Source organism: Streptomyces sp. E2N166, assembly GCF_003671715.1.
In the GTDB taxonomy this organism is placed as follows: Bacteria; Actinomycetota; Actinomycetes; order Streptomycetales; family Streptomycetaceae; genus Streptomyces; species Streptomyces thinghirensis.
The window spans coordinates 1091494-1106221 of the sequence record NZ_RAIF01000031.1 but is presented as its reverse complement, the minus strand read 5'-3'; the positions used below and the strand labels follow the sequence as shown (position 1 = coordinate 1106221).

At 69.9% G+C, this 14728-nt stretch carries 13 protein-coding genes; 4 read left to right on the top strand and 9 right to left on the bottom strand.

Going from position 1 to position 14728, the window contains the following annotated elements; genetic code table 11:
- Positions 1–259: 259 nt before the first annotated feature.
- From EBH09_RS27100 to thyX, 3 genes are all read right to left on the bottom strand, one after another.
- Entirely contained in the window at positions 260–1945 is a 1686-nt protein-coding gene (locus tag EBH09_RS27100) for a ribonuclease J (protein ID WP_121749484.1), read from the bottom strand.
- A 159-nt stretch (positions 1946–2104) separates the two neighbouring features.
- Complete coding sequence (gene dapA / locus EBH09_RS27095; protein ID WP_121749483.1) at positions 2105–3004, bottom strand: 4-hydroxy-tetrahydrodipicolinate synthase; 900 nt, start codon at positions 3002–3004, stop codon at positions 2105–2107.
- Between the two features lie 211 nt (positions 3005–3215).
- Complete coding sequence (gene thyX / locus EBH09_RS27090) at positions 3216–3956, bottom strand: FAD-dependent thymidylate synthase (RefSeq protein ID WP_121749482.1); 741 nt, start codon at positions 3954–3956, stop codon at positions 3216–3218.
- Positions 3957–4144: 188 nt separating this feature from the next.
- Here thyX and EBH09_RS27085 point away from each other — a divergent pair, with 188 nt between their 5' ends.
- Together EBH09_RS27085 and EBH09_RS27080 are read left to right on the top strand one after the other, a co-directional pair.
- Entirely contained in the window at positions 4145–4384 is a 240-nt protein-coding gene (locus EBH09_RS27085) for a hypothetical protein (protein WP_055421654.1), read from the top strand.
- Between the two features lie 115 nt (positions 4385–4499).
- The gene (locus EBH09_RS27080) at positions 4500–5054 is read left to right on the top strand and encodes a hypothetical protein (RefSeq protein ID WP_121749481.1); all 555 of its coding nucleotides are present in this window, start codon (positions 4500–4502) and stop codon (positions 5052–5054) included.
- A gap of 140 nt (positions 5055–5194) precedes the next feature.
- On the opposite strand, the gene EBH09_RS27075 is transcribed toward EBH09_RS27080, so the two are convergent.
- The 5 genes from EBH09_RS27075 to rpsO form a co-directional block, all read right to left on the bottom strand.
- Entirely contained in the window at positions 5195–5650 is a 456-nt protein-coding gene (locus EBH09_RS27075; RefSeq protein ID WP_121749480.1) for a hypothetical protein, read from the bottom strand.
- 13 nt (positions 5651–5663) lie between these two features.
- Positions 5664–6416, bottom strand: a complete 753-nt coding sequence (gene dapB / locus EBH09_RS27070; RefSeq protein ID WP_121749479.1) for a 4-hydroxy-tetrahydrodipicolinate reductase — start codon at positions 6414–6416, stop codon at positions 5664–5666.
- Positions 6417–6451: 35 nt separating this feature from the next.
- A complete protein-coding gene (locus tag EBH09_RS27065) occupies positions 6452–7831 on the bottom strand; it encodes a pitrilysin family protein (protein WP_121749478.1) in 1380 nt (459 codons plus the stop codon).
- Positions 7828–10047 (bottom strand): polyribonucleotide nucleotidyltransferase, encoded by a 2220-nt coding sequence (locus EBH09_RS27060; RefSeq protein ID WP_121749477.1) that lies wholly within the window; start codon positions 10045–10047, stop codon positions 7828–7830. Before EBH09_RS27060 ends, EBH09_RS27065 begins: the two co-directional genes overlap by 4 nt.
- A 328-nt stretch (positions 10048–10375) precedes the next feature.
- The gene (gene rpsO / locus EBH09_RS27055; protein WP_019330982.1) at positions 10376–10663 is read right to left on the bottom strand and encodes a 30S ribosomal protein S15; all 288 of its coding nucleotides are present in this window, start codon (positions 10661–10663) and stop codon (positions 10376–10378) included.
- A 349-nt stretch (positions 10664–11012) separates the two neighbouring features.
- Between rpsO and EBH09_RS27050 the strand changes: the two genes are divergently transcribed.
- Positions 11013–11309, top strand: a complete 297-nt coding sequence (locus tag EBH09_RS27050) for a DUF397 domain-containing protein (RefSeq protein WP_121749476.1) — start codon at positions 11013–11015, stop codon at positions 11307–11309.
- Between the two features lie 31 nt (positions 11310–11340).
- On the opposite strand, the gene EBH09_RS27045 is transcribed toward EBH09_RS27050, so the two are convergent.
- Positions 11341–12882: a PQQ-binding-like beta-propeller repeat protein gene (locus EBH09_RS27045; RefSeq protein WP_121749475.1), complete on the bottom strand. Its 1542-nt coding sequence runs from the start codon at positions 12880–12882 to the stop codon at positions 11341–11343.
- A gap of 434 nt (positions 12883–13316) precedes the next feature.
- Between EBH09_RS27045 and EBH09_RS39840 the strand changes: the two genes are divergently transcribed.
- The coding region (locus tag EBH09_RS39840; protein ID WP_274595145.1) for an SCO5717 family growth-regulating ATPase at positions 13317–14728 on the top strand (1412 nt) is incomplete at its 3' end.

Sequence of the window (14728 nt, the reverse complement as noted above, 5' to 3'; positions counted from 1 at the left end):
GCGTTTCCGACTCTATCAGATCTTTCCGATCCGATTTCCTCGGTGCCTTTCCGGTTCCCGCTTTCGCGTTTCCCTTTCCGGCGGTTCCGACTTTATCAGAGATTCTGAGTCGGATTTCCCGCCCTCCTGGGCCGGCTCCGATCCACGAAGTGATCGGGTGCCCGTCCGAGCGGAGATGTAAACGTACTGGAGCGGGGCGCCCCGATGCAAATCGAGGCGCCCCGCTCCAGGTTGGCGCTGTCGGAGACCCGACGGGCCGTCAGACCTCCACGACCACAGGGAGGATCATCGGCCGGCGTCGGTACGTGTCCGAGACCCACTTGCCGAGGGTCCTGCGCACCAGCTGCTGAAGCTGGTGCGGTTCGACGACCCCGTCCTGGGCCGAGCGTTCCAGTACCTCGGTGACCTTGGGGAGCACCGCGGCGAACGCCGAGTCCTCGATGCCCGAGCCCCGGGCCTGGACATGCGGGCCGCCGGTGATCTTTCCGGTGGACGAGTCGATGACCACGAAGACCGAGATGATGCCCTCGTCGCCGAGGATCTTGCGGTCCTTGAGGGCCGGCTCGCCCACGTCTCCGACCGAGAGGCCGTCGACGTAGACGTATCCCGCCTGGACCTTGCCGGAGATCTTGGCCTTGCCCTCGACGAGGTCGACGACGACGCCGTCCTCGGCGATGACGATGCGGTCGTGCGGGACACCGGTCAGGGCGCCCAGTTCGGCGTTGGCACGCAGGTGGCGCCATTCGCCGTGGACCGGCATCAGGTTTCTGGGCCGGCAGATGTTGTAGAAGTACAGCAGTTCGCCGGCCGAGGCGTGGCCCGAGACGTGGACCTTGGCGTTGCCCTTGTGGACGACGTTCGCGCCCCAGCGGGTCAGGCCGTTGATCACGCGGTAGACCGCGTTCTCGTTGCCCGGGATGAGGGACGAGGCCAGGATCACCGTGTCGCCGTTGACGATGCGGATCTGGTGGTCTCGGTTGGCCATGCGGGACAGGGCGGCCATCGGTTCGCCCTGGGAGCCCGTGCAGACCAGGACCACTTCGCTGTCCGGCAGGTCGTCGAGCGTCTTGACGTCCACGACGAGACCCGGCGGGACCTTGAGGTAGCCGAGGTCCCGGGCGATGCCCATGTTCCGGACCATGGAACGGCCGACGAAGGCGACCCGGCGGCCGTACTCGTGCGCGGCGTCAAGGATCTGCTGGATGCGGTGCACGTGGCTGGCGAAGCTCGCCACGATGATCCGCTTGCGGGCACCGGCGAAGACCTGGCGCAGGACGTTGGAGATGTCCTTCTCGGGCGGGACGAACCCGGGGACCTCGGCGTTCGTCGAGTCCGACAGGAGGAGGTCGATGCCCTCCTCGCTCAGGCGCGCGAAGGCGTGCAGGTCCGTGAGGCGGCCGTCCAGCGGGAGCTGGTCCATCTTGAAGTCGCCGGTGTGGACCGCCATGCCCGCGGGGGTGCGGATGGCGACGGCCAGCGCGTCCGGGATGGAGTGGTTGACCGCGACGAACTCGCAGTCGAAGGGGCCGATGCGTTCGCGGTGTCCCTCCGCCACCTCGAGGGTGTACGGGCGGATCCGGTGTTCCTGGAGCTTGGCCTCGATGAGCGCGAGGGTCAGCTTGGAACCGATCAGCGGGATGTCCGGCTTCTCCCGGAGGAGGAAGGGGACGCCGCCGATGTGGTCCTCGTGGCCATGGGTGAGGACGATGCCCTCGATGTCGTCGAGGCGGTCCCGGATGGACGAGAAGTCCGGCAGGATCAGGTCGATTCCGGGCTGCTCCTCCTCCGGGAAGAGCACCCCGCAGTCAACGATCAGCAGACGGCCGCCGTACTCGAAGACCGTCATGTTGCGGCCGATCTCGCCGAGACCGCCGAGGGGCGTGACCCGAAGGCCGCCCTTGGGGAGCGCAGGGGGACGGCCCAGTTCAGGATGCGGATGACTCAAAAGACTCTCCTCAACCACGCGCGCCACGTACCGGTGGGCACGTGGCGCGCGTGACGTTCGTGCAGAAGCAGTTGTCGTAGTGGGGTGCGGGCACCGGTGGCCCGCGTATTCAGTTGTGAAGTCCGGTCGCGCGGTGGTGCGGTCGTGCGAAGTCTGTTGTCAGAGCTGTACCCCGCCGGCGGCAAGATCGATCTTGAGCTGCTCGGTTTCCTCGGGCGTGAGGCCGACCATGGGTGCGCGCAGCGGTCCGGCGGGCAGTCCCAGGAGGGCGAGCGCGGCCTTGGTGGTCATCACGCCCTGGGTGCGGAACATGCCGGTGAAGACCGGGAGCAGCTTCTGGTGGATCTCCAGTGCCTTCTGTACGTCACCGGCGACGTGCGCGTCCACCATGGCGCGCAGTTCGGGCGTGACGACGTGGCCGACGACCGAGACGAAGCCGACCGCGCCCACGGAGAGCAGCGGCAGGTTCAGCATGTCGTCGCCGGAGTACCAGGCGAGGCCGGAGCGCGCGATGGCCCAGCTGGCGCGGCCGAGGTCGCCCTTGGCGTCCTTGTTCGCGACGATCCGCGGGTGCTCCGCGAGGCGGACCAGCGTCTCGGTGTTGATCGGGACGCCGCTGCGGCCGGGGATGTCGTAGAGCATGACCGGCAGCTCGGCGGCGTCTGCGATGGCCGTGAAGTGCTGGTACAGGCCCTCCTGCGGGGGCTTGTTGTAGTACGGCGTGACGAGCAGGAGGCCGTGGGCGCCTGCGCGCTCGGCGGCGCGGGCCAGCTCGATGCTGTGCTGGGTGTTGTTGGTGCCGACTCCGGCGACGACGTGTGCCCGGTCGCCGACGGCCTCCAGGACGGCTCGTACGAGGTCCGTTTTCTCCGCGTCGCTGGTGGTGGGGGACTCACCGGTGGTGCCGTTGATGATCAGGCCGTCGTTGCCTGCGTCCACCAGGTGGGCGGCGAGCCGCTGAGCGCCGTCGAGGTCGAGTGCGCCGTCCGCCGCGAAGGGCGTGACCATGGCGGTGAGGACCCGCCCGAAGGGGGTCTGCGGAGTGGAGGTCGGAGCCATGGGTTACACGCTACTCGTTGCTCAGGGCGGGGTCTGCCCTCGGGGGAGGCGGCAGGTCGGAAGGGAAGTGGAGCCCGGCACTGCCTGCTCGGGGGTTCAAGCAGTGCCGGGTCCCTTTGATCAGGCTAGATGAACTTCGCCAAACGCCGCAATACGGACACTTCGCACGGCTGATGCGTACATCTGTGCCCGATCGGGCGCCGAGGGCGCGTTACGGCGCCACGCGACCGTTGGCGTTGAAGGCGGCGTGGGTGAGCGGCATGAGCCGCGCCCACTCCTCTTCCATCTTCTCGCCGACCATCTCGATCTCCCGCTGCGGGAAGGAGGGGACCTTGGCCAGCTCGTGCTGGGTGCGCAGGCCGAGGAAGTGCATCATCGAGCGCGCGTTGCAGGTGGCGTACATCGACGAGTACAGGCCGACGGGGAGTACCGCGCGGGCCACCTCGCGGGCGACACCGGCGGCGAGCATCTCCTGGTAGGTGCGGTAGGCCTGGCGGTAGGAGTCCTCCATCGACCGGCTGACCAGCTCGTGCTGCTCGGCGGTGCCCTCGACGAAGACGTACTTGCCCGGGCGGCCCTGCTGGACCAGTTTGCGGTCCTGCCCAGGCACGTAGAAGACCGGCTGGAGCTCCCGGTAGCGGCCCGATTCCTCGTTGTACGACCAGCCGACGCGGTGCCGCATGAACTCGCGGAAGACGAAGATCGGGGCGCTGATGAAGAAGGTCATCGAGTTGTGCTCGAACGGGCTGCCGTGCCGGTCCCGCATCAGGTAGTTGATCAGGCCCTTCGAACGCTCCGGGTCCTTCTTCAGCTCGTCCAGGGACTGCTCCCCGACGGTCGAGACACGGGCGGCGAACAGCACGTCCGAGTCGGTCGCGCTGCTCTTGACCAGTTCGACGGTGACGTCGCTGCGTAGGTCGATCTTGAAATCGTCGGCGGGGGTGTCGGTCACGGGTCCGGGGCCTTCCCATCTTGTCGTTCGGCGAGGCCACTCTACGGCTCGCCGGCCATCGGCCCGCCGAATGGGGCGTTCGGTGCGGGGCCGCGATGAAATCGGTGAAAGAGGGCACCTGAGGGGCTGTTCGTTCGTCTGTATGAGTAACAGCGAAACATTCATCCCTGAAGGGAGACGCAGCCTCCATGATCCGCCGGCGTGAACCCGTGCCGTTCGCCTTCGTCGCCGAAGCCGACAGGTTCCGCAGCAATGTCACACCCCCGCCGCGCGAGCGGGCGTCCTTCGGCCAGTTGGCCGGGCGCTGGTTGCTCGGACTCACCGTCGTCGCCGGAATCGTGGGCTCCCTGGTGATCGGGATGCCCGCCCTCTCCGCCGACCAGCCCTCGCCCCACAAGCAGCCGTCACAGGCGTCCGACCGGCGCTGAGAGGCGTCGACGGGCCGGTCCTGACTCCATCCGGACCCCGAGGGTGGTGACCGGAGACACAGGTCGGTAGCCTCACCGGGCACAGCACATGCCATGGAACGAGTGAGGACCAGCCGTGCCCCTGCCCTTCCTGACGGCCGACCGCGCCTTCGACGCCGACGACGACGTCGCGCTGCCGTACGACGACCGCGACCTCTGGCGCCGGCCCTACCGGCCGGGGCCGTGGCGCGTGGGGGTGGCGGCGCTGATGCTGCTGCTCGCCTCCTTCGTACTGTTCGCGGCGATCATCATCGCGGCGACGGACTCGCTGTCCTCCGCCGGTGTGGTCTTCGGCATCGCGGTGGTCGCGATCGCCTGCGCCCTGCGGCTGCTGCGCATGGGCGCGTGGGTGAGCGCGCACGGAGTGCGTCACGTGAGCTTCTTCAGCACGCGCACGGTGGCCTGGCAGCAGGTCTCCAGCGTGCGCACGGTGCAGCAGCCGGTGCGCTGGCTGGGGCTGCCGCGCACGGTGCAGGGGCAGGCGCTGCTCCTCGTGCGGCAGGGCCGGTCCGCGGAGACCTCGCCTCCGCTGCTGACCACCCACAACTCCGACTTCCTCGGGCGGGAGGACGCCTTCGACCGGGCGGCCGACGCCGTGGAGGCGTGGGCCTCCGAGTACCGGCGAGGCTGATCTCCGACGACAGACGACAGACGACAGACGACAGACGACGGACGACGGACGACGGACGACGGACGACGGACGACGGACCAGACCGGAAAGCCGGGGGCCGGACCGCAGCTGCGGTCCGGCCCCCGGCTTTCCGGTCTGGGTCAGGCCGCCTCGACGTGCTTGCCGTCGTGCAGGGCGATCGCCCGCTGCATCGCCTTGCGGGCGCGCGGGGTGTCGCGGGCGTCGTGGTAGGCGACGGCGAGGCGGAACCAGCTGCGCCAGTCGCCGGGGGCGTCCTCCGTCTCGGCCTTGCGCAGGGCGAAGACCTCGTCGGCCGAGTCCCGGTCGACGCGGCCGCTCGGGGTGCGCTTCAGCTCGTCGACGGGCAGTCCGCCCTCGGCGTCGAGCTCCGCGGCGAGCTGGTTGGCCTTGCGGACGAACTGGGTGTTCTTCCAGAGGAACCACAGGCCGATCACCGGCAGGATCAGCACCGCGACGCCGAAGGTCACGGTGAGGACGGTACCGGTGCCGATGAGCAGCACACCGCGACTGCCGACCAGGGCGAAGTAGAAGACCAGGACGGCGGCCGTGATGACGTAGGTGAGTTTCGCGCGCATGAGGGTCAGGGCCTCAGTTCAGGTCCAGGAAGTGTTCCAGGCCAAAGGTGAGGCCCGGGGTGCTCACCACGCGGCGGGCGCCCAGCAGGATGCCCGGCATGAAGCTGCTGTGGTGCAGGGAGTCGTGCCGGACGGTGAGGGTCTCGCCCTCACCGCCCAGCAGGACCTCCTGGTGGGCCAGCAGGCCGCGCAGGCGGATCGCGTGGACCGGGACACCGTCGACGTTCGCGCCGCGGGCGCCGTCCAGGGCGGTGGCAGTGGCGTCGGGCGCCGGAGCGGAGCCTGCCTTCTGCCGGGCCTCGGCGATCAGCTGTGCGGTGCGGGTGGCGGTGCCGCTGGGGGCGTCGACCTTGTTCGGGTGGTGCAGCTCGACGACCTCGACGGACTCGAAGTACGGGGCGGCGAGCTGCGCGAACTTCATGGTGAGCACGGCGCCGATGGAGAAGTTGGGCGCGATGAGCACGCCCGTCTCCGGGGAGCCGTCGAGCCAGGTGTTCAGCTGCGCGAGGCGCTCGTCGGTCCAGCCGGTGGTGCCGACGACGGCGTGGATGCCGTGGCGTACGCAGTAGTCGAGGTTGTCCATCACCGAGGCGGGCGTGGTCAGCTCGACGGCGACCTGGGCGCCGGTCTCGGCCAGCGTGTCCAGGCTGTCGTTCCGCCCGAGGGCGGCGACCAGCTCCATGTCCTCGGCGGCGTCGACCGCCCGTACCGCCTCGGAGCCGATCCGGCCCTTGGCACCGAGGACGGCCACGCGCAGCTTGCTCATGTTGTGTTCGCTTCCTTACCGAGAGACCGGGAGTGTCAGGCGACGGCGTCGTGCAGCCGGGACGCCTGCTTGTCCTTCAGCGGGCCGATGACCGACAGCGAGGGCCGTCGTCCCAGGACTTCGCGGGCGACGGCGCGGACGTCGTCCGGCGTGACCGAGGCTATCCGGGCCAGCATGTCGTCCACGGACATCTGCTCGCCCCAGCACAGTTCGCTCTTGCCGATACGGTTCATCAGCGCGCCGGTGTCCTCCAGGCCGAGGACCGTGGAGCCCTGGAGCTGGCCGACGGCGCGGCCGATCTCGTCGTCGGTGAGGCCGTGCTCGGCGACATGGTCGAGTTCGTCGCGGCAGATCTTCAGTACGTCGTGCACCTGGGAGGGTCTGCAGCCCGCGTAGACGCCGAAGAGACCGCAGTCGGCGAAGCCGGAGGTGTACGAGTACACGCTGTAGGCCAGACCGCGCTTCTCCCGGACCTCCTGGAAGAGGCGGGAGGACATGCCGCCGCCGAGGGCGGTGTTGAGGACGCCCATCGCCCAGCGACGCTCGTCGGTGCGGGCCAGGCCCGGCATGCCGAGGATGACGTGCGCCTGTTCGGTCTTGCGTCCGATCAGCTCCACCCGGCCCGCGGCACGGATCGTGCGCCTCCCGTCGCGCGGGGCGATGGGGGCGGCCACCGGCTCCCGGAAGGCACCGGCCTTCTCGAAGGCGGCGCGGACCTGGCGTACGACCTTGTTGTGGTCGACGTTGCCGGCGGCGGCGACGACCAGATGGGTCGGGTCGTAGTGCTTCTTGTAGAAGCGGCGAATGCGGTCGGCGGTGAGGGCGTTGACCGTGTCGACGGTGCCGAGGACGGGGCGGCCCAGCGCGTTGTCGCCGAACATGGTGTGCGCGAACAGGTCGTGCACGCAGTCGCCGGCGTCGTCCTCGGTCATCGCGATCTCTTCGAGGATCGCGCCGCGCTCGACGTCCACGTCGTCCTCGCGGATGAGTGAGCCGGTCAGCATGTCGCAGACCACGTCGATGGCGAGCGGCAGGTCGGTGTCGAGCACGCGTGCGTAGTAGCACGTGTACTCCTTCGCCGTGAACGCGTTCATCTCGCCGCCGACGGCGTCGATGGCGGAGGAGATGTCCAGGGCGCTGCGCTTGCCGGTGCCCTTGAAGAGCAGGTGCTCCAGGTAGTGGGTGGCGCCGTTCAGGGCCGGGGTCTCGTCGCGGGAGCCGACGTGGGCCCAGATGCCGAAGGTCGCCGAGCGGACCGAGGGGAGGGTCTCGGTGACGATGCGCAGGCCGCCCGGGAGGGTGGTCTTGCGCACCGTGCCGATGCCGTGCTCGCCCTTGATCAGGGTTTGGGTACGGGCGACGGCCCGCGCCTCCGAGGAGGTGCGGGCCGTCGCCTTGGAGCCACGGGACGTCACTGGTCGGCGTCGTCCTTCTTCTCGTCGTCGCCCTCTTCGCCCTCGATCACGGGGATCAGGGAGAGCTTGCCGCGGGAGTCGATCTCGGCGATCTCGACCTGGACCTTCTGGCCCACACCGAGGACGTCCTCGACGTTCTCCACGCGCTTGCCGCCGGCCAGCTTGCGGATCTGCGAGATGTGCAGCAGACCGTCCTTGCCGGGAAGCAGGGAGACGAACGCGCCGAAGGTCGTCGTCTTCACGACGGTGCCCAGGTAGCGCTCGCCGACCTCGGGCATGGTCGGGTTGGCGATGCCGTTGATCGTGGCGCGCGCGGCCTCGGCCTGCGAGCCCTGGGCGGCACCGATGTAGATGGTGCCGTCGTCCTCGATCGTGATGTCGGCGCCCGTGTCCTCCTGGATCTGGTTGATCATCTTGCCCTTGGGGCCGATGACCTCACCGATCTTGTCGACGGGGATCTTCACGGTGATGATCCGCGGCGCGTTCGGGGACATCTCGTCCGGCGTGTCGATCGCTTCCATCATCACGTCGAGGATGTGGAGGCGGGCGTCACGGGCCTGCTTGAGGGCGGCGGCCAGGACGGAGGCGGGGATGCCGTCCAGCTTGGTGTCCAGCTGGAGGGCGGTGACGAACTCCTTGGTGCCGGCGACCTTGAAGTCCATGTCGCCGAAGGCGTCCTCCGCACCGAGGATGTCGGTGAGGGCGACGTAGTGCGTCTCGCCGTTGATCTCCTGGGAGATCAGGCCCATGGCGATACCGGCGACGGGGGCCTTCAGCGGCACACCGGCGTTCAGCAGCGACATGGTGGAGGCGCAGACCGAGCCCATGGACGTCGAGCCGTTGGAGCCGAGGGCCTCGGACACCTGACGGATCGCGTACGGGAACTCCTCGCGCGTCGGCAGCACCGGCACGATGGCGCGCTCGGCGAGGGCGCCGTGGCCGATCTCGCGGCGCTTCGGGGAGCCGACGCGGCCGGTCTCGCCGACGGAGTACGGCGGGAAGTTGTAGTTGTGCATGTAGCGCTTGCGGGTCACCGGGGAGAGGGTGTCCAGCTGCTGCTCCATGCGGAGCATGTTGAGGGTGGTGACGCCCAGGATCTGGGTCTCGCCACGCTCGAACAGCGCGGAACCGTGCACGCGCGGGATGGCCTCGACCTCGGCGGCCAGGGTGCGGATGTCGGTGACACCGCGGCCGTCGATGCGCTTCTTCTCCTTGATGACGCGCTCACGGACCAGGGACTTGGTCAGCGAGCGGTACGCGGCGGAGATCTCCTTCTCGCGGCCCTCGAACTCCGGCAGGAGCTTCTCGGCGGCGAGCGCCTTGACGCGGTCCAGCTCGGCCTCGCGCTCCTGCTTGCCGGCGATGGTGAGCGCCTGGCTGAGCTCGGGGCGGACGGCGCCGCTGAGCGCCTCGAGGATGTCGTCCTGGTAGTCCAGGAAGACCGGGAACTCGCCGGTCGGCTTGGCGGCCTTCGCGGCGAGGTCGGCCTGGGCGCGGCACAGCACCTTGATGAAGGGCTTCGCGGCGTCCAGACCGGCGGCGACGACCTCCTCGGTGGGCGCCTCGGCGCCGCCCTCGACCAGCTTGATGGTCTTCTCGGTGGCCTCGGCCTCGACCATCATGATCGCGACGTCGCCGTCCTCCAGGGCGCGGCCCGCGACGACCATGTCGAAGACGGCGTCCTCGAGCTCGGTGTGCGTCGGGAAGGCCACCCACTGACCGCGGATCAGCGCGACGCGGACGCCACCGATCGGGCCGGAGAAGGGCAGGCCGGCCAGCTGCGTGGACGCGGAGGCGGCGTTGATCGCCACGACGTCGTACAGGTGGTCGGGGTTGAGGGCCATGATCGTGGCGACGACCTGGATCTCGTTGCGCAGGCCCTTCTTGAAGGACGGGCGCAGCGGCCGGTCGATCAGGCGGCAGGTGAGAACGGCGTCCTCGGACGGCCGGCCCTCACGGCGGAAGAAGCTGCCGGGGATCTTGCCGGCGGCGTACATCCGCTCCTCGACGTCCACCGTGAGGGGGAAGAAGTCGAGCTGGTCCTTGGGGTTCTTGGAGGCGCTGGTGGCCGACAGCACCATGGTGTCGTCGTCCAGGTAAGCCACGGCGGAACCGGCGGCCTGCCTGGCCAGCCGGCCGGTCTCGAAGCGGATGGTGCGGGTGCCGAATACGCCGTTGTCGATGACGGCCTCGGCGTAGTGGGTCTCGTTCTCCACTAGCAATTTCTCCGTTACTTGTCGTCGTCTTTCGTCCCTCCTCGCCCGTGTGGCGGGGGGACGGTGACGGAGAAGCGCTCCGTGCAGTGCGGGCCGGTCTTCGATCGAAGCACCCGGGTTCTGCCCCCGGGGGCCACTACCGAGGACCGGCGGCGGCTGGGCGCGCTTCTCCTCGTTCTCGTTCGTTGTGCCGTACGTCGTGTACGTCGTGCGTCTTGCGTCGTGCGTCTTGCCTTCTGCTACCACACTACAAAGTGGCGGCGACAGAGCGCACGTACAGCAAAGGGAGCGGCCCCCGAACGATGGGAACCGCTCCCTTCACGGCGTCTTACTTGGCGCCCGCCGCACCGCGGCGGATGCCGAGGCGCTCGACCAGCGCACGGAAGCGCTGGATGTCCTTCTTGGCGAGGTACTGCAGCAGCCGGCGGCGCTGGCCGACCAGGATCAGCAGACCACGACGGGAGTGGTGGTCGTGCTTGTGGGTCTTGAGGTGCTCGGTCAGGTCGGAGATCCGACGGGACAGCAGAGCGACCTGGACCTCGGGGGAGCCGGTGTCGCCCTCCTTGGTACCGAACTCGGTGATGATCTGCTTCTTCACTGCGGCGTCGAGCGACACGCGTACTCCTCTTGGTCTGAGAGTGCCAACCGAGTGCCCCCGGTCTACGTCTCGGGGGATCTTCCGTGACTCGGAAGGCGGGGATCCGCTGGGCGCGTCCTCCAGGGCTCCTGGCTCCGGGGGCGCGTACACATACGGCCGTCACACAGCGTACCAGCCTGGGCGGACGTCCCTTCCCGCAGGCCCGGTGGGCCTTTCCGGCCGGGCCTGCGGGCTCCTTCCCGCGGGCTCGATCGCCCCGGCCGTCGCCCGTGCGGTCCCGGACATCCACAAACCGCTGAGCAGGGAGAACGGCGGCCAGTAGGGTGACCGCACAGACCGCCAGCAGTGCAGGAAGGACCGAGCCACCATGGTCGATGCCGAGGACCGGGAACTCAAGGCGCGCAAGGAACGGGAGCGGGACGAGCTCTACTCCCTCGACATCTCCGGCGTCGAGTGGCACAGCGCGCCCGGCACCGAGGAACACGAGGAACGAGTCGAGATCGCCTACCTCCCCGAGGGCGCCGTGGCGATGCGGTCGTCACTCGACCCGGACACCGTGCTGCGGTACACGGAGGCGGAGTGGCGGGCGTTCGTGCTCGGTGCGCGGGACGGGGAGTTCGACCTGGAGCCGGCGCCCGAGGACGGGGTCGCCCGGGCGGAGTGACCCGGGGGCGGGGAAGGTGCGGACGGGACCGTCAGGGCTTCCCCGCCGCGCTGCTTCCGATTCCCAGGACCAGGTAGGTCCACTGCTTCTTCTTGTCCCCGGACGGGCCGTTCGCGGACTTGGCGCCGAAGAAGATCCTTCCGTCCTGGACGACGATGTCGTTCTCGTTCGAGAGCGTCAGCGGCTCGCCCTCGGCCGGCAGCCCGAAGTAGAGGTACGGGATCTCCTCGTCCGTCGCGGGATCCAGGGCGACCAGCGCGTTCGGCGCGATGTGGTCGTCGCTCAGACGCAGGGCGAGGAGCTGGTCGCCGCTCATGCGCAGTGGCTGGAGCAGGGAGCCCGCCCCCGAGTCGAACTTCTTCGTCGTGTTCCCCGTCGCCAGGTCGAAGCCGATGATCCAGTTGGAGATCTGCTTCTCCATCTGGTCCTTGCTGCGGACGAAGACCTGGCCCGCGCCGACGGCGATGGTCGGGCAGTCGTCGATGACGAGGTAGTCGGTGTAGGCGCAGTCGGCGACGTACGCGCCGTTGCGAAGACTGATCGTGGCGCGGTTGCGGCCCTTCTCGTCGAGGGACAGCAGGTCGGTGATCTCGGTGTCGCCGCCGGCGACGGCGAGGACGGCCGGGTCGGCGGAGGGCACGCTGAGGTCACGGATGCCCTTGGCGGCGGAGTACGTCCACTGGGTACGGCCCGTGGCCGGGTCGACCTTGCGCACCTTGTAGGTGATGTGCTGCCAGGACGTGTCCGGCACGCTCTCGTCGGTGCTCCAGCACACCTGACGGACCATCAGCGCACGGCCGCCGGCGGCCCCCATGTCCTGGCAGGGGGCGGCGGCCTTGGTGGCCCACCGGCTCTCCCCCTCCTCCATGTCGTATCCGATGGTGCCACCGCCCCAGGTGACGGCGACCGTGTCGTGCGTCAGCGTCACGCTGGGCCGGTCCTGGGAGCTGCCGCCCGTCGCGAAGCCCGGGCCGGGACCGGCCACGGAATAGGAGAAGCGGTCCTCCCAGACGAGTCGGCCGTCGTCGAGGTCGACGAAGGCGACCTGGTTGCAGAAGGCGTCCTCTTCGCGGTCGTTCGCCCTGAAGAGCACGGCGGTGCGGTGGTCGCCCGTCACATGACGTGTGTAGCCGCAGATCGGGCCGTCGAGTCCGAGCCGCCACTCCTCCTCGCCGGGCGCGACGTCGGTACCGATGCGCATGCCGACGAGGGTCTTGTTGACGCCCTTGGCGAGGATGCGGTCCGTGGCCCACATGCCTGGCATCTCGACGTGTTCGCCGGGGGCCATGTCGTCCACGGAGAACCGGAAGGCCATCTCGCCCACGGTGCTCGCGGGTTGCTTCTCGACCGTCTCGCGGACGTCGAGAGGGCCCTGCCCGTCCGCGGCCCGCGGTTTGTCCGACGGTGTGCCGTTCTCGCCCCCGCCGTCCCACAGCAGCCAACCGCCGGTGCCCAGCGCCGCGGCGACGACGGCCGCGAGCAGTGCCGTCAGGGCCTTCCGCCCGCGTTTCCGCTCGCCGGTCGGCTCGGTCGGCGAGGACTGGGTCATCGAAGGGGGCGGGCCGAAGCTCACGCGTGGGTCCTCTTCCTGGTCCTGGGGTTCCCGCGATGGGATGACGGCAAGCGCCCCTACTATGCCGGGTCTTGATCACCCGTTGGCACGGTCGGGTTCGGCACCGTCGGCTCCGGCCGCCTTTCCGGTGAGGTTCTGTCCGACTTGTTCATGGATGTGGCGTCGCGCATGCACGGATTCGGAAACGAGGTACGGCACTTCGGGGCAGGCTGTGACGCAATGGGCAGATGCTGAGGTGAGGACGGGGCTGCCGGGGTGGGGCGTGTGGTGATTAGGCTGGGTCCCGGCGCGACGCCAGAACCCGTGGACCGGGCGTCGGCGTCGTACGGGGAGGGCCGACGATCGGACGACCTCGTTTCACTCGGACAACGTCGGACGACAAAAACGGTCGCCCCAGCACGGCATGAGGGTGCTCGACCACACCAGGAGGAACTGTGAGCAGCGATCGGGACGGGATCCGCGGGGGCTGGGCTACACCCGGCGATGACCAACCCGACGCGGAGTCCGCAATCGAGACGACGGGCGAGTTCACCATCGACTACGCCCCGCCCGCCTGGTACACGCAGAACGCGTCGAGCGATTCGGGGCAGGGGCAGGCTCAGAACCAGGGCCAGGGGCAGGGGACGGGGCAGGGGACGGGCTCGGGCGCCGGGTCCTCCAATGCTTCCGCTCCGTCCACTCCGCCTGCTCCTCGTGGGCCGGTTCCGCCGCTGCCGGGGCTGACTCCGCCGCCGCACGCGGCTCCGTCCAACGGCTCCTCCGCCATTCCGGCCCCGGCCCCGGGGGCGCCGTTCACGCCGCCTCCGGGGCCTGCTCCGGGGGCCGCGTTCACTCCGCCTCCGCCGCCGGGTCCGGGGGCACCCTTCACTCCGCCCGCGCCGCCGACCGGGGGGCCGGCCGGGTTGCCCAGGCTGCCGGTCGGGAGCGGATTCGAGCCGCAGCAGCCGCAGGCGCGGCCGGAACCCGAGCCCGAGGTTGAGGTTGAACCGCAGGTGCGAGCCGAGCCGGAGGCCGTGTCCGCCCCGGCGCCTGCCACGGACCCTGCTTCTCCCACGGCCGTACCGGCGTTTCCGGCCGGCGGGTTCCAGCTTCAGGCGCCCGCTCCCCCGCCGGCCGAGGAGCCGAAGGCAGAGCCGGAGCCCGCGCCGCAGCCGGAGCCGGAGCCCGCGCCGCAGCCGGAGCCGGACAACGGTGACCTGGAGAGCGGCGCCACCATGCGCTTCTCCGCCGTCGCCCTGCGGCGGGAGATCGCCGAGCGGGCCGCGGCGGACGGCACCGGGCCGGACGAGCGCCCCGAGCCTGCGGTCGACGAGCCCGCAGTCACCGCCGTGGACGACGCGGTGACCGTTTCCGACGAGACCGACGAGACCGGTGAGGACGCGCCTGACGAGCCCTCCGCCGTGGCGGACGACGCCGTGACGAACGACGCCGTGGCGCCCGAGAGCGTCGACGGTTTCGCAGTCGCAGGCGGCGGTCCCGAACTCGCCGCCGACGGTGAGCGGGACAAGGAGACGGACGAGGTCCGTACACCCTCGGTCGACGTGTCCGACCTGGCCGACGACGTGGACGAGGACCGCCTCGCCGGCCCGGCTCCGGACGATGAGCCCGTGTCGGTCGCCCCGCTCGCTCCCGCCGCTCCGGCGGCCGAGCCCGCCCCCGAGGACAGCACTCCGGCCGAGGACGAGCCCGAGGACGCGGTGCCCCATCCTCGGAACGCCCAGCCCCCGGCGGAGGCCGTGACGCCTGTCGCGGAGCCCACGGACGCCGTGCCGGCCGACGCTCGCGCGGACAGCGCGCCGGAGGACGCCGTGCCGGCCGACGCCCCGCCCGTGGGGCAGGGCGGAGT

What these genes read in the sequence shown, in the direction of transcription:
- EBH09_RS27050 (WP_121749476.1), top strand. Translation starts at nt 11,013, where the DNA reads ATGGTCGATGCCGAGGACCGGGAACTCAAGGCGCGCAAGGAACGGGAG.
- EBH09_RS27085 (WP_055421654.1), top strand. Translation starts at nt 4,145, where the DNA reads ATGATCCGCCGGCGTGAACCCGTGCCGTTCGCCTTCGTCGCCGAAGCC.
- dapA (WP_121749483.1), bottom strand. Translation starts at nt 3,004, where the DNA reads ATGGCTCCGACCTCCACTCCGCAGACCCCCTTCGGGCGGGTCCTCACC.
- dapB (WP_121749479.1), bottom strand. Translation starts at nt 6,416, where the DNA reads ATGAGCAAGCTGCGCGTGGCCGTCCTCGGTGCCAAGGGCCGGATCGGC.
- EBH09_RS27075 (WP_121749480.1), bottom strand. Translation starts at nt 5,650, where the DNA reads ATGCGCGCGAAACTCACCTACGTCATCACGGCCGCCGTCCTGGTCTTC.